Raw genomic sequence first — 17,734 nt, forward strand, 5'->3', positions numbered from 1 at the left:
CCCCCCCCCCCCCCCCCCCCGGGGGCCCCGCCCCCCCCCCCCCCGCCCCCCCCCCCCCCCCCCCGGGCGCCCCCCCCCCCGCTCCTACGAGAAAACCTGCCTCCGGCTTGATTGCGGCGAAAGCAAGTTGGTCGCAGCACTCGTCAGCAGCGCCGGGCGCTACGAATGGCAGTCGCGGCTGAAGCCGCTCCTACGCGCTTCACGACAGATGCGCCCATCCAGCGCACGAACACGCGACCGAACGCGCCCGCTAGTCGACCAGACGCAGGCGCAGTTCCTTGGGCAGGGCGAACACCATCGACTCCGGCTCGCCCGCCAGTTCCGACACGCCATCGGCGCCGAGTTCGCGCAGCCGCGCGATCACCCCGTCCACCAGCACCTGCGGCGCCGAGGCGCCGGCGGTCAGGCCGACACGGCGCTTGCCGGCGATCCAGGCGGGGTCGATCTCGTCGGCGCCGTCGATCAGGTAGGACTCCACCCCGTCGCGCCGCGCCAGCTCGCTGAGCCGGTTGGAATTGGAGCTGTTCGGCGAGCCGACCACCAACACCAGGTCGCACTCCTTGGCCAGGTCACGTACCGCGTCCTGGCGGTTCTGGGTGGCGTAGCAGATGTCGTCGTTCTTCGGACCCTGCATCGCCGGGTAGCGCGCGCGCAGCGCCTCGATGATGCCGCGGGTGTCGTCCACCGACAGCGTGGTCTGGGTGGTGTAGGCCAGGTTCTCCGGCTGTTTCACATCCAGCGTGGCGACCTGCTCGATGTCCTCGACCAGATAGATGCGGCCGGTGCCGCATTCGCGGTCCCACTGCCCCATCGTGCCCTCCACCTCCGGATGGCCGGCATGGCCGATCAGCACCACGTCGCGGCCGGCGCGGCAGTGCCGGGCCACCTCGAAATGCACCTTGGTCACCAGCGGGCAGGTCGCGTCAAACACCTTCAAGCCACGCCGCTCGGCCTCCTGGCGCACCGCCTGGGCCACGCCGTGGGCGCTGAAGATCACCGTGTTGCCGTCGGGCACCTCGTCCAGTTCCTCGACGAAGATCGCGCCGCGCTGCTTGAGGTCGTCGACCACGAAGCGGTTGTGCACCACCTCGTGGCGCACGTAGATCGGCGCGCCCAGGGTTTCGATGGCGCGCTTGACGATCTCGATCGCGCGGTCGACGCCGGCGCAGAAGCCGCGGGGGTTGGCGAGCAGGACATCCATTAGCTAGATCCGCCGGCCACAGGGGCCAGGCGCTTCGACAGGGAGAGTGGCACCGATTATCCCGCTTTTCGCTTCGCCTTGCCGTCGAACAGGCCGAACAGGGCGATGCCGATGGCGCCGGCGACGATCGCCGAGTCGGCGATGTTGAACGAGGGCCAGTAGTGCTCGCCCACGTACCACTGGATGAAATCGACCACGTGGCCGTGCATCAGCCGGTCGATCACGTTGCCGATCGCCCCGCCGATCACCAGCGCGTACGGCAGCGCGCTGCGCCACTCGCCGCGCGGGGTGCGCGCCAGCCACCAGGCCAGCAGGCCGCTGATGCCCACCGCCAGCGCGGTGAAGAACCAGAGCTGCCAGCCGCCGGCCTGACTCAGGAAACTGAACGCCGCACCGGTGTTGTAGGTCCGGTACCAGTTCCAGAAGCCGGGAATCACCGGCACCGCGGTGAACTCGGGCAGGCTGGACAGCACCCAGGCCTTGCTCCACTGGTCCAGGCCGATCACCACGGCCGACAGCAGCAGCCAGATCAGGGCGGAGGGGTTGGGTCGTGCGGTCATGCGGGAAGTCCGCCTTGGGCGAATAAGGAAAGGAAGGACGGCCGGCGCCGCAACCACGGCGCCGCCGCTGGCCCCGGCAGCGCGCAGGTCGCGTGGCCGGGGACGGGACTCAGAACCAGCGGCGCTCCTCCCCCGGTCCTTCGATGTTGCTGACGCAGCGGCCGCACAATTCCGGGTGCGCCGGATCGGCGCCGACGTCGGCGCGGTAGTGCCAGCAACGCACGCACTTGGGCTTCTCGGTGGCCTGGGCGCTGACGAAGATCTCGTCGGTGCTGGCCTCGCGCACCACCACGTCGCCGCTGATGAACAGGAAGCGCAGCTCTTCCTGCAGCGGCTGCAGCTTCGCCGCGGTGGCGGCGTCGGCGGCGACGGTGATCTCCGCCTCCAGCGCCGCGCCGATCACGCCATTGCTGCGCATCGGCTCCAGCACCTTGGCCACCTGCTCGCGCAGCGCCAGCAACTGCTCGAAGTCGGCCGCGCTCAGCGCCGCGTCCTCCGGCAACGGCGCCAGGCCTTCGTACCAGGTCGCGAACAGCACGTTGCCCAGGTGCGCGCCCGGCAGGTAGCCCCACAGCTCGTCGGCGGTGAAGCTCAGGATCGGCGCGATCCAGCGCACGAAGGCCTCGGCCACATGGAACATCGCGGTCTGCGCCGAACGCCGGCCGAGCGAGTCCTCGGCCATGGTGTACAGCCGGTCCTTGGTCACGTCCAGGTACAGCGACCCCAGGTCCACGCTGCAGAAGTTCAGCAGCGCCTGCACGATGGCGGCGAAGTCGTAGCGCGCGTAGGCGGCCTTGATCTGCTCCTGCACCTCGTAGGCGCGGTGCACGATCCAGCGGTCCAGCGCCACCAGTTCCGGCAGCGGCCGCAGGTGCACGGCCGGGTTGAAGCCGTGCAGGTTGCCGAGCAGGAAGCGCGCGGTGTTGCGCAGGCGCCGGTAGGCGTCGGCGTTGCGCTTGAGGATCTCCTGCGACAGCGACATCTCGTTGCTGTAGTCGGCCGAGGCGATCCACAGGCGCAGGATGTCCGCGCCCAGCGTCTTCATGATGTCCTGCGGCTCGATGCCGTTGCCCAGCGACTTGGACATCTTGCGGCCGTGCTCGTCCACGGTGAAGCCGTGGGTCAGGCACTGCCGGTACGGCGCCGCGTGGTCCAGCGCCACGCCGGTCAGCAGCGAGGACTGGAACCAGCCGCGGTGCTGGTCGGAGCCTTCCAGGTACAGGTCGGCCGGCTTGGGCAGGCCGCGTTCGGTCAGCACCGCCTCGTGGGTGACGCCGGAATCGAACCAGACATCGAGGATGTCGGTGATCTTGTCGTAGTCGCCCGCTTCGTCGCCGAGCAGCTCGGCGGCGTCCAGCGCGTACCACACGTCCACCCCGCCCTCCTCGACGCGGTCGGCGACCTGGCGCATCAGTTCGGTGCTGCGCGGATGCGGCTCGCCGGTCTCGCGGTGCACGAACAGCGCGATCGGCACGCCCCAGGTGCGCTGGCGCGAGATCGTCCAGTCCGGGCGCCCGGCGACCATGCCGGCGATGCGCGCCTGGCCCCAGGCCGGGTACCAGTGCACGCCCTCGATGGCCTGCAGCGCCTCGGCGCGCAGGCTGGCCTGCTCCATCGAGATGAACCACTGCGGCGTGGCGCGGAACGCGATCGGCGTCTTGTGGCGCCAGCAATGCGGATAGCTGTGGACCATGCTGGCACGCGCCAGCAGCAGCCCGCGCGCGGCCAGCAGGTCGGCGATGACGTCGTTGGCCTTCCAGATGTGCAGCCCGGCCAGTTCCGTGCCATCGACCGCGGGGGTCGACGGCAGGTACACGCCGCGCGCATCCACCGGGTTGATCTGCGCGGCGCCGTAGCGCTCCAGCAGCCCGTACGGCTTCACCGCCACGTAGTCCTCCTGGCCGTGGCCGGGGGCGGTGTGCACCGCGCCGGTACCGTCGGTGTCGGACACGTGGGTGCCGAGGATCACCGGCACGTCGCGCTCGTCGTAGAACGGATGCGCCAGCACCTGGTGTTCCAGCGCCGCACCGGCGACGCGGCCGTGCACCACGACCTCATCCACCCCGTAGCGCTGCAGCGCGCGCTCGGCCAGCGCGTCGGCCAACACCAGCCAGCGGCGGCGGCCGTCGCGGGCCGGGCCTTCCACCAGCGCATAGACCAGCTCCGGCCCCAGCGACACCGCCAGCGAGGCCGGCAGCGTCCACGGCGTGGTGGTCCAGATCGGCACCGCCACGTCCGCCCCCTCCGGCAGGGTCGCGCCGAACGCGGCGGCCAGCGCCGCGCCGTCGCGGGCCGTGTAGGCCACGTCCACCGTCGGCGACTGCTTGTCGGCGTACTCGATCTCGGCCTCGGCCAGCGCCGAGCCGCAGTCGAAGCACCAGTGCACCGGCTTCACGCCGCGGGTCAGGTGGCCGTTCTCGACGATCCTGGCCAGCGCGCGGATCTCGTTGGCCTCGAAATGGAAGTCCAGCGTGCGGTACGGGTTGTCCCAGTCGCCAATCACGCCCAGGCGCTTGAAGTCGCGGCGTTGGATGTCGATCTGCGCGTTGGCGTACTCGCGGCACTTCTGCCGGAACTGCACCGCATCCAGCTTGACCCCGACCTTGCCGAACTTCTTCTCGATCGCGATCTCGATCGGCAGGCCATGGCAGTCCCAGCCCGGGATGTACGGCGCGTCGTAGCCGGACAGGTACTTGGACTTGACGATGATGTCCTTGAGGATCTTGTTGACCGCATGCCCCAGGTGGATCGCGCCATTGGCGTACGGCGGGCCGTCGTGCAGCACGAACAGCGGCCGGCCCTGCGCGTTGTCGCGCAGCCGCGTATACAGGCCCTCGCTCTCCCAGCGCGCCAGGATGTCCGGCTCGCGCTTGGGCAGGTCGCCGCGCATCGGGAACTCGGTCGCCGGCAGATGGAGGGTGGCTTTGTAGTCCTGGGTCACGGGCAGTTACCGGTCGGTGGTCTTCAGGGTGAGGTCCGCGCGCGGGGCGGCGGACACGGGCGGCAGGCCCGCGCCAGCGGGCGCAGCGAGCAGTTGCCGCGCCAGCGCGGCGTCGCGGTGCATCTGCGCGGTCAGCGCCGGCAGATCGGCGAAGGTTTCCTCGTCGCGCAACTTGGCGACGAACTCCACCTCGATGTGGCGACCGTACAGGTCGCCCTGGAAATCGAACAGGTGCGCTTCCAGCAGCGGCTCCACGCCCTGCACCGTCGGGCGGGTGCCGAAGCTGGACACCGACGGCCACGGCTGTGCCGCCACCCCATGCACCCAGGTGGCGTAGATGCCGGACAGCGCCGGGGTGCGGGCGAACCGCAGGTTGGCGGTGGGGTAGCCGAGCGTGCGCCCGAGCTGCTTGCCGCGCACCACGCGCCCGCCGATCGCGTACGGGCGGCCGAGCAGCTCCGCCGCATGGGCGAACTCGCCGGCCACCAGCAACTCACGGATGCGGGTGCTGGAAATGCGTTCCTCGCGCAGGTGCACCGGCGCGATCTCGTCGGCGGCGAAGCCATGCTGGGCGCCCAACGCACGCAGCAGCGCGATGTCGCCGCCGCGCTTGTGGCCGAAGCGGAACGCCGGGCCGATCCAGACCTCGCGCGCACGCAGGCGCTCGACCAGCACGCGCTGCACGAAGTCTTCCGCACTCATCGACGCCATGCGCCGGTCGAAGCGCAGCAGGCCGACGCTGTCGACGCCGAGTTGGAGCAGGCCCTGCACCTTGGCCCGGGCCAGGGTCAGCCGCGGCGGCGGCGCGGCCGGGGCGAAGAACTCCCGCGGCAGCGGCTCGAAGCTCAGCGCCACCGCCGGCACGTCCGCCCCGCGCGCGCGCGCGATCGCCTGCCGCACCAGCGCGCGGTGGCCCAGGTGCAGGCCATCGAAGGCGCCGATGCAGACCACGCTTCCCTGCGGGAACAGGGTCCCGCCCTCGACGTCTCTAAACAGCCTGCTCATTCCTCGGTCCGAAGCGCCGGCGCAGGAGGCGCCGGTCGATGATGCGTAACCGTCGAGTATAGCGGGTGGGGCCACGGCCCGGGCGCAGCCTCCCGTCGTAGGAGCGGCTTCAGCCGCGACCGGGGATTCCACCGCCACCCCGCAGGTCGCGGCTGAAGCCGCTCCTACGAATCCCCAATCCCGAATCCCCACTCCCAGCCCCACTACTGCTCGCGCAGATCCCGCGGCCGGAACCCCAGCGCCAGCAAGGCAAGCAGGTATACCGCGCCGCCGCCGCCGACCAGCAGCAACAGGCTGCCGATGCGGTGCCACTTGTCCATGGTGGTGAACGCCGGCAGCCAGTGCAGGCCCAGCGCCAGCACCGCGGCCATCGCCGCACAGGCCACGCCCAGCCGCAGCAGATAGCCGCTCCAACCCGGCTTGGGCTGGTAGACCTGGTCGCGGCGCAGCCAGCGCCACAGCAGGGAGAGGTTGAGGTAGCTGGCCACCGCGCTGGCCAGGCCCAGCGCCAGGTGCAGCCCCGGCACCGCCTCCAGCGCCGCGCGCACGCCCTGCGCGCGCAGCTCCGCCGGCACCCACAGCTGGTACAGGATCGCCAGGAACAACAGGTTCAGCGCCATGTTGGCGACCAGCGCGGCGACGCCAGCACGCACCGGCGTACGCGTGTCCTGGCGCGAATAGAACGCCGGCAGCAGCACCTTGAGCAGGGCGAACGCCGGCAGGCCGAAGCTCAGCCCGAACACCGACATCGCCGCCATGCGCGTATCGAAGGCGGTGAACTTGCCGTACTGGAACAGGGTCGCCACCAGCGGCTGGCTCAGCAACATCAAGCCCAGCATCGCCGGCACCGCGATCAGCAAGGTGGTACGCAGCCCCCAGTCCAGCGCGTTGGAGAACCCGGCGCGATCGGTCTTGACGTGGTGTCGCGACAGCGCCGGCAGGATCACCGTGCCCAGGGCCACGCCGAACACCCCCAGCGGCAGCTCCAGGAAGCGGTCGGCCTGCGATAGCCAGCTCTGCGAGCCGGCGTACAGGAACGAGGCGATCACCGTGTCCAGCAGCAGGTTGATCTGCGCGATCGAGGAGCCGAACAGGGTCGGCACCATCAGGGTCAGCACCCGGCGCACGTCCGGATGCCGCCAGCCCCAGCGCGGCAGGGTCAGCAGGTCGATACCGCGCAGGGCCGGCAACTGGAACAGCAACTGCAGCACACCCGCCACCAGCACCGCCCAGCCCATCGCCAGGATCGGCACCTGCAACCGCGGCGCCAGCCACAGCGCGCCGGCGATCATGCACAGATTGAGGATCACCGGGGTCAGCGCCGGCAGGCCGAAGCGATGGAAGCTGTTGAGCGCGCCGCCGGCCAGTGCGGTCAGCGACACGAACAGCAGGAACGGGAAGGTCAGACGCAGCAGGTCGACGATCAGCCCGAACTTGGCCGGATTGTCGATCGCGCCGGGATTGAACAGCATCGCCATCTGCGGGGTAAAGATCAGCCCCAGCGCGGTGACCAGCAGCAGCACGCCGCCCAGGGTGCCGGACACGCGCGACATCAGCGCACGCAGGTCGGCGTGCGGGCGGGTTTCCTTCACCTCGGTGAACACCGGCACGAAGGCCGTGGCGAACGAGCCCTCGGCGAACAGCCGGCGCAGGAAGTTGGGAATGCGGAAGGCCACCCAGAACGCATCGCTGGTGGCGTTCGAGCCGAAGGAATAGTTGATGGCCTGGTCGCGTACCAGACCCAGCAGGCGCGAAACCATGGTCATGCTGCTGAAGGAGAGCAGCCCGCGAAACATGCGCGGCGTGCTCATGCGGCGGCCCTCTTGACAATTGACTTGACGCAAATATTCGGACGCTTCATACTCTCCCGCTTGTTTTTATCCACCACACAGCTTTCCAGGAAACCACCACCGTGGCCAATATCAAGTCCGCCAAGAAGCGCGCCAAGCAGACCGTCGTGCGCAACGCGCGCAACACGGCTCAGCGTTCGATGCTGCGCACCGCCGTCAAGAAGGTCATCAAGGCCCTGGACGCCAACGACGCAGCCGGCGCCGAAGCCGCTTTCGCCATCGCCCAGCCGATCCTCGACCGTTTCAGCTCGCGTGGCCTGATCCACAAGAACAAGGCTGCCCGTCACAAGAGCCGCCTGAGCGCCCGCATCAAGGCGATCAAGACCGCCGCCTGATCGGCCGCAGTCGACGCCGGAAGCGCGCACGCTTCCGGCAGCACCACGAAAAAGCCCGGCCTCGGCCGGGTTTTTCGTGTGCGCGTCACCCTGCCCCGCGCGCCGCGGGACGGCGCGACGCTCAGGAGGCATTGGCGGCCGCCTCCAGCGCCTCCTCGCGCTGGCGGTCGAAGAACGCCATCACGTCCTTCATGATCGGCCAGGTGCCTTCGCGGCCCAGTGCCGACACCAGGTACCAGGGCTGGGTCCAGCCCAACTCGGCGACAACCTGCTCGGCCAGCGCACGCGCCTCGTCCTCGAACATCAGGTCGGCCTTGTTCAGCACCAGCCAGCGCGGCTTGGCCAGCAGCTCCGGATCATGCTTCTGCAGCTCGCGCTCGATCGCCCGCACCTGCTCGGTCGGCGACACGCCATCCACGCCACCCTCCATCGGCGCCAGATCCACCAGGTGCAGCAGCAGGCGGGTGCGCTGCAGGTGGCGCAGGAACTGCGCGCCAAGGCCGGCGCCGTCGGCGGCACCCTCGATCAGCCCGGGAATGTCAGCGATCACGAAGCTGCGATAGGCCTCGACGCTGACCACGCCCAGGTTCGGATACAGCGTGGTGAACGGGTAGTCGGCGACCTTCGGCGTCGCCGCGGACACGGCGCGGATGAAGGTGCTCTTGCCGGCATTGGGGAAGCCCAGCAGGCCGACGTCGGCCAGCAGCTTCAACTCCAGCTTGAGCGTGCGCTCCTCGCCCTCCTCGCCCGGCGTCGCCTTGCGCGGCGCGCGCGTCACCGAACTCTTGAAGTGCATGTTGCCCAGGCCGCCCTTGCCGCCCTGCGCGACCAGCAGGCGGTCGCCGTGCGCGATCAGATCGCCGATGACCTCGTCGGTCTCGACGTTGATCACCACGGTGCCGACCGGCACGGTGATGGTCAGATCCTCGCCGGCCTTGCCGTACATCTGCCGGCCCATGCCGTTCTCGCCGCGCTGCGCACGGAACGCGCGCTGATGGCGGAAGTCGACCAGGGTATTGAGATTCTCGTCGGCGACCAGCCACACGCTGCCGCCATTGCCGCCGTCGCCGCCGTCCGGCCCACCCAGCGGGATGAACTTCTCGCGGCGAAAGCCGATGCAGCCATTGCCGCCATTGCCGGCCGTGACCTGGATTTCCGCTTCGTCTACGAGTTTCATGGGATTCGGGATTCGTGATTCGGGATTGGGAAAACACCGGACGCCACAGTTTAGCGGCGCCAGCAAAAGAACGGAGGCAACGGAACGGAGGCCAGCAATCGAGGGCTCTGGCGGAATCCGCAGTTGCGAATCCCCAATCCCCAATCCCGCCATCCCGGCCACCAAACGAAAAACCCCGCCGAAGCGGGGCTTTCGTCAGCAAGCCTGCGCCACGGCGCAGGCCCTGGACACCGGCGACTTACGCCTCGGTGACCACGCTCACGGTGCGGCGCTTCTTGGCGCCCTTCACCGAGAACTCGACCTTGCCGTCGACCAGCGCGAACAGGGTGTGGTCGCGGCCCAGGCCGACGCCGGCGCCCGGGTGGAACTGGGTGCCGCGCTGACGCACGATGATGTTGCCGGCTTCGATGGCCTGGCCGCCGAACATCTTCACGCCCAGGTACTTCGGGTTGGAGTCGCGGCCGTTGCGCGAGGAACCTACGCCTTTTTTGTGTGCCATGACTGCTGCTCCTTACTTCTTGTCGCCACCGGCGATGCCGGTGATCTCGATTTCGGTGTAGTGCTGCCGATGACCCTGACGCTTCATGTGGTGCTTGCGGCGGCGGAACTTGATGATGCGCACCTTGTCGGCGCGGCCATGGGCCACGACCTTGGCGGTGACGGCGGCGCCCTTCAGCGCGTCGCCGATCTTGATGCCGTCGCTGTCGCCCAGCATCAGGATGTTGTCGAACGTGATCTCGTTGCCGGCTTCGACTTCGAGCTTTTCCACGCGGAGCGTTTCGCCCTGCGCGACGCGGTATTGCTTACCGCCAGTGACCAGTACTGCGTACATGACCAGACTTCCTCTGTAGTTATTGTGGTCGTTCCCGTCGTGCCGTTTCGGGCAGACAGGAGCGGGATTGTAAGCCGCCGTGCGCGGCAGGGTCAAGCCCACCCAGCCCCGGACTGTCAAGCCCCGCGGGCCGGCACGGCTGCCTGAACCAGCCAGCCGCCGGCGCCCGGCGGCGCTGGGATCTGCGGCAATTGCCCCCACCTGACAAGCTGGGTACGCTGATCGATTGCCGTCCCCTTTCCGCCCCCACACTGGCCAGCGGCACCGCCACGGCCGGCACATTCCGGAATCTCTTCATGGCGATGGATTACATCCGCATCCGCGGCGCGCGGACGCACAACCTCAAGAACCTCGACCTCGACCTGCCGCGCGACAAGCTGATCGTGATCACCGGCCTGTCCGGGTCCGGCAAGTCCTCGCTGGCGTTCGACACCATCTACGCCGAGGGCCAGCGCCGCTACGTGGAGTCGCTGTCGGCGTACGCGCGGCAGTTCCTCAGCGTGATGGAGAAGCCCGACATCGATCACATCGAAGGCCTGTCGCCAGCGATCGCGATCGAGCAGAAGTCGACCTCGCACAACCCGCGCTCCACCGTCGGCACCATCACCGAGATCTACGACTACCTGCGCCTGCTGTACGCACGCGTCGGCCAGCCGCGCTGCCCCGACCACGGCTATCCGCTGGAGGCGCAGACGGTCAGCCAGATGGTCGACCAGGTGCTGACCCTGGATCCGGAGCAGCGCTACATGCTGCTGGCGCCGGTGATCCGCGAGCGCAAGGGCGAGCATGCGCAGGTGTTCGAACAACTGCGCGCGCAGGGCTTCGTGCGCGTGCGCGTGGACGGGGAGCTGTACGAGATCGACGCGGTGCCGGCGCTGGCGCTGCGCCAGAAGCACACCATCGAGGCGGTGATCGACCGCTTCCGCCCGCGCGAGGACATCAAGCAGCGCCTGGCCGAGAGCTTCGAGACCGCGCTGAAGCTGGCCGACGGCATGGTGTCGGTGCAGTCGCTGGACGACACCGCGGCCGCGCCGCACCTGTTCTCCTCCAAGTACAGCTGCCCGGTCTGCGACTACTCGCTGCCGGAACTGGAACCGCGCCTGTTCTCGTTCAACGCGCCGATGGGCGCCTGCCCGAGCTGCGACGGCCTGGGCGTGGCCGAGTTCTTCGATCCCGAGCGGGTGGTGGTGCATCCGGAGCTGTCGCTGTCGGCCGGCGCGGTGCGCGGCTGGGACCGGCGCAACGCGTATTACTTCCAGCTGATCGCCTCGCTGGCCAAGCACTACAAGTTCGACGTCGACGCGCCCTGGCAGTCGCTGCCGGCGAGCGTGCGCCAGGCGGTGCTGTACGGCAGCGGCGACGAGACCATCACCTTCACCTACTTCACCGATGCCGGCGGCCGCACCCAGCGCAAGCATCGCTTCGAAGGCATCATCCCCAACCTGGAACGCCGCTACCGCGAGACCGAATCGCCGGCGGTGCGCGAGGAACTGGCCAAGTACATCAGCGAACGGCCGTGCCCGGACTGCAAGGGCGCGCGCCTGAACAAGGCCGCGCGCAACGTGTTCGTCGCCGACCGTCCGCTGCCGGACCTGGTGGTGCTGCCGATCGACGATGCACTGACCTTCTTCCGCCAGCTCGACCTGCCCGGCTGGCGCGGCGAGATCGCCAGCAAGATCGTCAAGGAGATCGCCGAGCGGCTGGGCTTCCTGGTCGACGTCGGCCTGGATTACCTGACCCTCGAGCGCAAGGCCGACACCCTGTCCGGCGGCGAGGCGCAGCGCATCCGCCTGGCCAGCCAGATCGGCGCCGGCCTGGTCGGCGTGATGTACGTGCTCGACGAGCCGTCGATCGGCCTGCACCAGCGCGACAACGAACGCCTGCTCGGCACCCTCACCCGCCTGCGCGACCTCGGCAACACGGTGATCGTGGTCGAGCACGACGAGGACGCGATCCGCCTGGCCGACTATGTGCTGGACATCGGCCCCGGCGCCGGCGTGCACGGCGGCGAGGTGGTCGGCCACGGCAGCGTGCAGGACCTGTTGAAGGCGCCGCGCTCGCTGACCGGGCAATACCTGTCCGGCAAGCGCCGCATCGAGATCCCGGCCAAGCGCCACAAGGCCAATCCGAAGATGACCCTGCACCTGCGCGGGGCCACCGGCAACAACCTCAAGAACGTCGACCTGGACATCCCGGCCGGCCTGCTGACCTGCATCACCGGCGTGTCCGGCTCGGGCAAGTCGACGCTGATCAACGACACCCTGTTCACCCTGGCGGCGAACGAGATCAACGGCGCCTCGCACAGCGTGGCGCCGTACCGCGAGATCGAGCACCTGGACCTGTTCGACAAGGTCGTGGACATCGACCAGTCGCCGATCGGGCGCACCCCGCGCTCCAACCCGGCCACCTACACCGGCCTGTTCACGCCGCTGCGCGAACTGTTCGCGCAGGTGCCGGAAGCGCGCTCGCGTGGCTACTCGCCGGGGCGCTTCAGCTTCAACGTGCGCGGCGGCCGCTGCGAGGCCTGCCAGGGCGATGGTCTGATCAAGGTGGAAATGCACTTCCTGCCGGACGTGTACGTGCCCTGCGACGTCTGCCACGGCAAGCGCTACAACCGCGAGACGCTGGAGATCCTGTACAAGGGCTTCAACATCAACGACGTGCTGGAAATGACCGTCGAGGATGCGCTGAAGCTGTTCGAGCCGGTGCCGTCGATCGCGCGCAAGCTGGAGACCCTGGTCGACGTGGGCCTGAGCTACATCAAGCTCGGCCAGAGCGCGACCACCCTGTCCGGCGGCGAGGCGCAACGCGTGAAGCTGTCCAAGGAACTGTCGCGGCGCGATACCGGCCGCACCCTGTACATCCTCGACGAGCCGACCACCGGCCTGCACTTCCATGACATCGAGGCGCTGCTGGGCGTGCTGCACAAGCTGCGCGACGAAGGCAACACCGTGGTGGTGATCGAGCACAACCTGGACGTGATCAAGACCGCGGACTGGATCGTCGACCTGGGACCGGAAGGCGGCCACCGCGGCGGCACCATCCTGGTCACCGGCACGCCGGAAGACGTGGCGGCCTGCCCGCAGTCGTACACCGGCCAGTTCCTGGCGCGGATGCTGCCCTCCACCAGTGCGCGCCCGGAGCAGCCGGCGGCGATGGCCAACAAGCCCGATGCGCGCCCGCCGCGCAAGGTCAAGCCGGAAAAGCCGGCGAAGAAGCAGGCGGTAGCCGCCAAGAGCGGCAAGGCCAGCAAGAGCACCACCAGCACCGGCACCAAGAAGAAGAAGGACGTTTGATGAGCAGCGAACACAAGATCCTGGCGCGCATCCCGATCAGCGTGCGCTGGCGCGACATGGACAGCATGGGCCACGTCAACAACGCCAAGTACATCTCCTACCTGGAAGAGGCGCGCGTGCGCTGGATGCTGGGCGTGGAAGGCGTGTCGATGAGCGATCGCATCGCCCCGGTGGTGGCGGCGACCAACGTCAACTACCGCGCGCCGATCGTGTGGCCCAACGACATCCTGGTCGAACTGTTCGTCGAGCGCCTGGGCACCAGCAGCGTGACCATCGGCCACCGCATCGTCGACCAGCAGGACGAAAGCCGGCTGTACTCCGACGGCAACGTGGTGGTGGTGTGGATGGACACCCAGACCGGCAAGAGCGCGCCGCTGCCCGACGCCGTGCGCAAGGCAACGAGCTGACGCCTGGGCTTGCGCCGGGCGAGGCCCGGCGCAAGACACACCATCGAAATACCGGCGGCGTTGTCGCTTGAATCGCGGGCGCAGCGTGCGACCGCTCACCTAGTCGAGCACCTGCGCACGATTTCGCGTGGTGCGGCATAGGCATCTCCAACAGCCCCTTCGCATTTGCATTGGCGCTGCTTGCTTTCGTAGGAGAGGCGCCCTCTCGCGAGGAGGCTCCCCTACATCGCCTGCTTGCGCACCGTCAGCGTCGCGTCGGCCTTGCCGCCATCTTCCAGTTGCAACTGCAGCGGCACGGCCTGGCCCTCCGTCAGCGCACCCTTGCCCTGCATCAGCATCAGGTGCATGCCGCCCGGCTTGAGCTCGACGCGGGCGCCAGGGGCCAGCGGCACGCGCTCGACCGCGCGCATCCGGCTGACGCCGGCCACCAGCGTGGTCTCGTGCAGCGACACATCGCCGAAAGCGGGGCTGCTGGCCCCGACGATCGTGACCGGCGTGCCGCAGCCGTTGTGGAGCACGCCGTAGCCGGCGGTCATCAGCATCGCCGGGTTCGGCGGCAAGCGCGCCCAGCCCTGCTCCAGAGTGACGCACGCCGGTTCCGCGGCCAACGCAGTGGCGGCAACCGCGCACAGCACGAACAATACGCCAGCGAATGGTTTGGTTATCATCGCCGAGGTTCCTTCTTCGAAAGCAGACCGCAGCATGACGACGCTCATCGACGTGATCAACCACGGCCCCCTCCGCGAACTGCGCCTGGCGCGGCCGCCGGTCAATGCGCTGGACACCGACCTGTGCCGGCACCTGATCCAGGCGATCGAGCAGGCCGGCGCCGAGGGCACGCACGGCATCGTGCTGTCGGGCAACGAACGGCTGTTCTCCGCCGGCATGGACGTGCCGCACCTGCTCGGCCACGGCGACGACCGCGCCAAGCTGCTCGGCAGCTGGCAGCAGTTCTTCGGCGCAGCGCGTGCCCTGGCCGCCAGCCCGATCCCGGTGGTGGCGGCGCTGACCGGACACGCGCCGGCCGGTGGCTGCGTGCTGGCGCTGTGCTGCGACTACCGGGTGATGGCGCGCAGCCCAGATGCGGCGCATCCGCTGCACATCGGCCTCAACGAGACCCAGATCGGCCTGGTCGCCCCGGAAGGCATCCAGCGCCTGCTGCGGCGGGTGGTCGGCGCGCACCGCGCCGAGCGCCTGCTGGTCGGCGGCGACCTGGTCAGCGCCGAGCGCGCGCTGGAGATCGGCCTGGTCGACGAACTGGTCGACGCCGACCTGGTGGTGGCGCGCGCGCTGGCCTGGCTGCTGGACCTGCTCAAGCGCCCGCGGCAGCCGATGCTGCAGACCCGCGCCATCGCCCGCGCCGACCTGCGCGCGGCGCTGGCCGACGAACACATCGGGCTGGAACGGCTGATCGACGACTGGCAGGCACCGGACACCCAGGCCGCGCTGCGCGCGCTGGTGGCGCGGCTGGGCAAGGGCTGAGCGGAGCGGGCACGCGGGCGGGCGCGGACGGCCCGCTATAATCGGCGCACGTCCGTCGCCAGGCCCCGCCTCTTGTCCGCCAAGCCCGCCCCCGTCGTCTCCGAACTGATCGAGCTGCTGTCGCTGGAGCGGCTGGAGGACAACCTGTTCCGCGGCCAGAGCCGCGACATCGGCACCAAGTACGTGTTCGGCGGCCAGGTGCTGGGCCAGGCGCTGTCGGCGGCGCAGGCCACGGTCGAGAACGCGCGCCGCGTGCACTCGCTGCACGCCTACTTCCTGCGCGCCGGCGACATCGAGCATCCCATCGTCTACGACGTGGACCGCACCCGCGACGGCGGCAGCTTTTCGGTGCGCCGGGTCACCGCGATCCAGCACGGCAAGGTGATCTTCTTCTGCGCGGCCTCGTTCCAGGAACAGGAAGACGGCGCCACCCACCAGCTGAAGATGCCGGAAGTGCCGCAGCCGGAAGACATCGAGCCGACCCCGGCGGCGCGCCCGGAAGTGCTGGCGACGCTGCCGACCAAGGTGCAGCGCTGGCTCTCGCGCGGCGGCCCGTTCGAGTTCCGCCACGTGTATCCGCGCGACGAACTGAATCCGCCCAAGCGTCCGCCGTTCCAGCAGATGTGGCTGCGTCTGAGCGAGCCGGTCGGCGATGCGCCGGAACTGCACCAGGCGCTGCTCGCCTACGCCTCCGACTTCCACCTGCTCGGCACCGCCACCTTCCCGCACGGCATCAGCTACTACACGCCGAACGTGCAGATGGCCTCGCTCGACCACGCGCTGTGGTTCCATCGCCCGTTCCGCGCCGACGACTGGCTGCTGTACTCGCTGGACAGCCCCAGCGCGCAGGGCGCGCGCGGCCTGGCGCGCGGGCAGTTCTTCACCCGCGACGGCACCCTGGTGGCCAGCACCGCACAGGAAGGCCTGATCCGCGTGGTTCCCGACGCCGACGCCGCGGCGCAGGTGCCGGCAAAACGCTGAGGACACGAACATGCGTCAGATCTTCAGCAGCCAACGCGTGGAAACCGCCGAAGGTGTCGCCGCCCTGCTGCGCGATGCCGGCATCGACGTGCGCCTGAGCAACGGCCGCTCCTACCGGACCCGGCGCAGCGGCCAGTTCAGCTATCTCGACCCGGTCGCGGCGCAGGCCCAGCCCACGGTGTGGGTGGTGCACGCCGACGACCAGCCGCGCGCACGCGAACTGCTGCGCGACGCCGGCCTGCTCGACAGCACCCGCCGCGACCCGGAACAGGGCCGTGCGCCCTATCTGAACGAGTTCCGCTCGCAGGTGGAAGCCGACACCGGCAAGCGCTGGGCCTGGCGCATCCGCATCGCCCTGCTGCTGGCGATCGGTGCGGTGGCGCTGATCACGGCGCTGCGCCATCGCGACAACCGCGCGCCGACCACCGCACCGGCACAGGCACCCGCGACGCAACCGGCCACGCCCCCGGCGCAGGACACCGGCAGCGACGAAGTGCGCGTGCGCGTGCAGCCGGCAGCGCGCGGCAACTGAGCCGCGCCGAGCGCAGGTCCACGCATGCGGTGGACATCGCGTATGCGATGACGTCCTGCCGATGATCGTCCTTGCGCGACGGCGCGACACCAGGCGCTGCGACGGCAATCCGATCGGCACGGCGATCGCGTCCTGCACGCGGTGTTCGCTGTAGCAAATGCCGGCATCGCAACCTGCCGCGACGCTGTCGACGCGTGGCGCACGGCCACGCGCGTTCCGCGCTGCACCTGCCGCCACACTGCACGATGCGCGACAGCAGGTTTCGGTCCATAAAAAAACGCCCCTGCGCGAGGGGCGCAGGGGCGCTGTCGATCGGCGCCTTGGTGCAGTGACGCCGCGGCCACCGCCGCGGCGGATGGATCAGTTGCTGTCCGGCGCCGGCATCGGTGCCGGCGCATCGCCGCGGCGCTGCCCGCCCGGGCGATGCGCCCAGCGCTTGGCCTGCGCCGCATCGAACTCGGCGCGGCTGAGCATGCCGTCCTTGTTGGTATCGGCCGCGGTGAACCAGGCATCGCGATGCTGCTTGGCGCGCAGTTCGAAGTCGGCACGGTCGATGTAGCCGTCCTTGTTCACGTCCATCTTGTCGAAGCGCGCGGCGAGCTTGGGATCGGCCTGCGCTTCGGCGCGGCTGATGCGGCCGTCCTTGTTGGTATCCAGCTTGGCCATCATCGCGCCGGGCACGCCGTGGTCGCCCGGGCCTCCGTGACGGCCGTGGCGCGGCCACTCGTCGCGGCTGAGCTTGCCGTCGCGGTTCTTGTCCATGGCGTCGAAATGCTCGGCCAGGCGCGGATCGGCGGCGGCCTCGCTGCGGTCGATGACACCGTCGCCGTTCTTGTCGAGCGCGGCGATGCCGCCGGCATCGGCGGGCGCGGCGGGATCGGCCGGCGGCGGGGGAACGGCGTAGGCGGTACCGGACAGCACGGCCAGCACGGCCAGGGCGAGCAGCGGGTTGCGAGACTTCATGGGTCACTCCCTGAGGATGATGAGGAACCTGCCGAAGACGGCAGGCGTCCGGCGCCGCAAGCGGCCCGCATCGCGGGCCGGCACCGCGGTGCCTTCCCTTCTGACAACGCCCCGTCGCCGCCGCGGTTGACCCGCCGCCGGGCGCATTCATCGACGGGACAGTCGCGGCCCC

General features: G+C 69.5%; 16 protein-coding genes. 6 read left to right on the forward strand and 10 right to left on the reverse strand.

All coding sequences use genetic code 11. The features are described from left to right. Nucleotides 1-250: 250 nt before the first annotated feature. From ispH to murJ, 5 genes are all read right to left on the reverse strand, one after another. The gene (gene ispH, locus PIQ37_RS17275; protein ID WP_048491459.1) at nt 251-1,201 is read right to left on the reverse strand and encodes a 4-hydroxy-3-methylbut-2-enyl diphosphate reductase; all 951 of its coding nucleotides are present in this window, start codon (nt 1,199-1,201) and stop codon (nt 251-253) included. Nucleotides 1,202-1,257: 56 nt separating this feature from the next. After that, on the reverse strand, nt 1,258-1,761 hold the full coding sequence (gene lspA, locus PIQ37_RS17280; RefSeq protein ID WP_342074403.1) for a signal peptidase II: 504 nt from the start codon (nt 1,759-1,761) through the stop codon (nt 1,258-1,260). Between the two features lie 109 nt (nt 1,762-1,870). Beyond that, complete coding sequence (gene ileS, locus PIQ37_RS17285; protein ID WP_342074404.1) at nt 1,871-4,702, reverse strand: isoleucine--tRNA ligase; 2,832 nt, start codon at nt 4,700-4,702, stop codon at nt 1,871-1,873. Nucleotides 4,703-4,708: 6 nt separating this feature from the next. Continuing rightward, nucleotides 4,709-5,707, reverse strand: a complete 999-nt coding sequence (locus tag PIQ37_RS17290; RefSeq protein ID WP_407136960.1) for a bifunctional riboflavin kinase/FAD synthetase — start codon at nt 5,705-5,707, stop codon at nt 4,709-4,711. A gap of 203 nt (nt 5,708-5,910) precedes the next feature. Beyond that, the gene (murJ, locus tag PIQ37_RS17295) at nt 5,911-7,503 is read right to left on the reverse strand and encodes a murein biosynthesis integral membrane protein MurJ (RefSeq protein WP_342074462.1); all 1,593 of its coding nucleotides are present in this window, start codon (nt 7,501-7,503) and stop codon (nt 5,911-5,913) included. Nucleotides 7,504-7,619: 116 nt separating this feature from the next. Here murJ and rpsT point away from each other — a divergent pair, with 116 nt between their 5' ends. Next, the gene (rpsT, locus tag PIQ37_RS17300; RefSeq protein WP_010341167.1) at nt 7,620-7,892 is read left to right on the forward strand and encodes a 30S ribosomal protein S20; all 273 of its coding nucleotides are present in this window, start codon (nt 7,620-7,622) and stop codon (nt 7,890-7,892) included. 121 nt (nt 7,893-8,013) lie between these two features. Here the strand turns inward: rpsT and cgtA are convergent, their stop codons facing one another. The 3 genes from cgtA to rplU form a co-directional block, all read right to left on the reverse strand. Then, nucleotides 8,014-9,069 carry an Obg family GTPase CgtA gene (gene cgtA, locus PIQ37_RS17305; protein ID WP_017916359.1) on the reverse strand — a complete coding sequence of 352 codons (1,056 nt, stop codon included), beginning with the start codon at nt 9,067-9,069 and terminating at the stop codon, nt 8,014-8,016. 238 nt (nt 9,070-9,307) lie between these two features. Beyond that, nucleotides 9,308-9,568 carry a 50S ribosomal protein L27 gene (gene rpmA, locus PIQ37_RS17310; protein ID WP_010341169.1) on the reverse strand — a complete coding sequence of 87 codons (261 nt, stop codon included), beginning with the start codon at nt 9,566-9,568 and terminating at the stop codon, nt 9,308-9,310. Between the two features lie 12 nt (nt 9,569-9,580). Next, nucleotides 9,581-9,901 carry a 50S ribosomal protein L21 gene (gene rplU, locus PIQ37_RS17315; RefSeq protein ID WP_010341170.1) on the reverse strand — a complete coding sequence of 107 codons (321 nt, stop codon included), beginning with the start codon at nt 9,899-9,901 and terminating at the stop codon, nt 9,581-9,583. Nucleotides 9,902-10,197: 296 nt separating this feature from the next. On the opposite strand from rplU, the gene uvrA reads away from it, so the two are divergent. Then, nucleotides 10,198-13,197, forward strand: coding sequence for an excinuclease ABC subunit UvrA (uvrA, locus tag PIQ37_RS17320; protein ID WP_150410405.1), 3,000 nt, complete (start codon nt 10,198-10,200; stop codon nt 13,195-13,197). Beyond that, the gene (locus PIQ37_RS17325; RefSeq protein WP_160947640.1) at nt 13,197-13,604 is read left to right on the forward strand and encodes an acyl-CoA thioesterase; all 408 of its coding nucleotides are present in this window, start codon (nt 13,197-13,199) and stop codon (nt 13,602-13,604) included. The genes uvrA and PIQ37_RS17325 overlap by 1 nt, the downstream gene beginning before the upstream one ends. A 221-nt stretch (nt 13,605-13,825) precedes the next feature. On the opposite strand, the gene PIQ37_RS17330 is transcribed toward PIQ37_RS17325, so the two are convergent. Beyond that, the gene (locus PIQ37_RS17330; protein ID WP_342074463.1) at nt 13,826-14,272 is read right to left on the reverse strand and encodes a copper chaperone PCu(A)C; all 447 of its coding nucleotides are present in this window, start codon (nt 14,270-14,272) and stop codon (nt 13,826-13,828) included. A 34-nt stretch (nt 14,273-14,306) separates the two neighbouring features. Between PIQ37_RS17330 and PIQ37_RS17335 the strand changes: the two genes are divergently transcribed. From PIQ37_RS17335 to PIQ37_RS17345, 3 genes are all read left to right on the forward strand, one after another. Then, entirely contained in the window at nt 14,307-15,086 is a 780-nt protein-coding gene (locus PIQ37_RS17335; RefSeq protein ID WP_342074405.1) for an enoyl-CoA hydratase/isomerase family protein, read from the forward strand. A 72-nt stretch (nt 15,087-15,158) separates the two neighbouring features. Then, a complete protein-coding gene (gene tesB, locus PIQ37_RS17340; RefSeq protein WP_010341175.1) occupies nt 15,159-16,067 on the forward strand; it encodes an acyl-CoA thioesterase II in 909 nt (302 codons plus the stop codon). Nucleotides 16,068-16,077: 10 nt separating this feature from the next. Continuing rightward, nucleotides 16,078-16,599: a putative signal transducing protein gene (locus tag PIQ37_RS17345; RefSeq protein WP_342074406.1), complete on the forward strand. Its 522-nt coding sequence runs from the start codon at nt 16,078-16,080 to the stop codon at nt 16,597-16,599. A gap of 360 nt (nt 16,600-16,959) precedes the next feature. Here the strand turns inward: PIQ37_RS17345 and PIQ37_RS17350 are convergent, their stop codons facing one another. Then, a complete protein-coding gene (locus PIQ37_RS17350) occupies nt 16,960-17,562 on the reverse strand; it encodes an EF-hand domain-containing protein (RefSeq protein WP_342074407.1) in 603 nt (200 codons plus the stop codon). Nucleotides 17,563-17,734: the final 172 nt, after the last annotated feature.

This window comes from Xanthomonas protegens (assembly GCF_038442435.1).
Taxonomy (GTDB): domain Bacteria; phylum Pseudomonadota; class Gammaproteobacteria; order Xanthomonadales; family Xanthomonadaceae; genus Xanthomonas_A; species Xanthomonas_A sontii.

What these genes read in the sequence shown, in the direction of transcription:
- rpmA (WP_010341169.1), bottom strand. Translation starts at nt 9,568, where the DNA reads ATGGCACACAAAAAAGGCGTAGGTTCCTCGCGCAACGGCCGCGACTCC.
- PIQ37_RS17345 (WP_342074406.1), top strand. Translation starts at nt 16,078, where the DNA reads ATGCGTCAGATCTTCAGCAGCCAACGCGTGGAAACCGCCGAAGGTGTC.
- lspA (WP_342074403.1), bottom strand. Translation starts at nt 1,761, where the DNA reads ATGACCGCACGACCCAACCCCTCCGCCCTGATCTGGCTGCTGCTGTCG.
- cgtA (WP_017916359.1), bottom strand. Translation starts at nt 9,069, where the DNA reads ATGAAACTCGTAGACGAAGCGGAAATCCAGGTCACGGCCGGCAATGGC.
- PIQ37_RS17350 (WP_342074407.1), bottom strand. Translation starts at nt 17,562, where the DNA reads ATGAAGTCTCGCAACCCGCTGCTCGCCCTGGCCGTGCTGGCCGTGCTG.
- uvrA (WP_150410405.1), top strand. Translation starts at nt 10,198, where the DNA reads ATGGCGATGGATTACATCCGCATCCGCGGCGCGCGGACGCACAACCTC.
- rplU (WP_010341170.1), bottom strand. Translation starts at nt 9,901, where the DNA reads ATGTACGCAGTACTGGTCACTGGCGGTAAGCAATACCGCGTCGCGCAG.
- PIQ37_RS17290 (WP_407136960.1), bottom strand. Translation starts at nt 5,707, where the DNA reads ATGAGCAGGCTGTTTAGAGACGTCGAGGGCGGGACCCTGTTCCCGCAG.
- PIQ37_RS17335 (WP_342074405.1), top strand. Translation starts at nt 14,307, where the DNA reads ATGACGACGCTCATCGACGTGATCAACCACGGCCCCCTCCGCGAACTG.
- PIQ37_RS17325 (WP_160947640.1), top strand. Translation starts at nt 13,197, where the DNA reads ATGAGCAGCGAACACAAGATCCTGGCGCGCATCCCGATCAGCGTGCGC.
- murJ (WP_342074462.1), bottom strand. Translation starts at nt 7,503, where the DNA reads ATGTTTCGCGGGCTGCTCTCCTTCAGCAGCATGACCATGGTTTCGCGC.
- PIQ37_RS17330 (WP_342074463.1), bottom strand. Translation starts at nt 14,272, where the DNA reads ATGATAACCAAACCATTCGCTGGCGTATTGTTCGTGCTGTGCGCGGTT.
- ispH (WP_048491459.1), bottom strand. Translation starts at nt 1,201, where the DNA reads ATGGATGTCCTGCTCGCCAACCCCCGCGGCTTCTGCGCCGGCGTCGAC.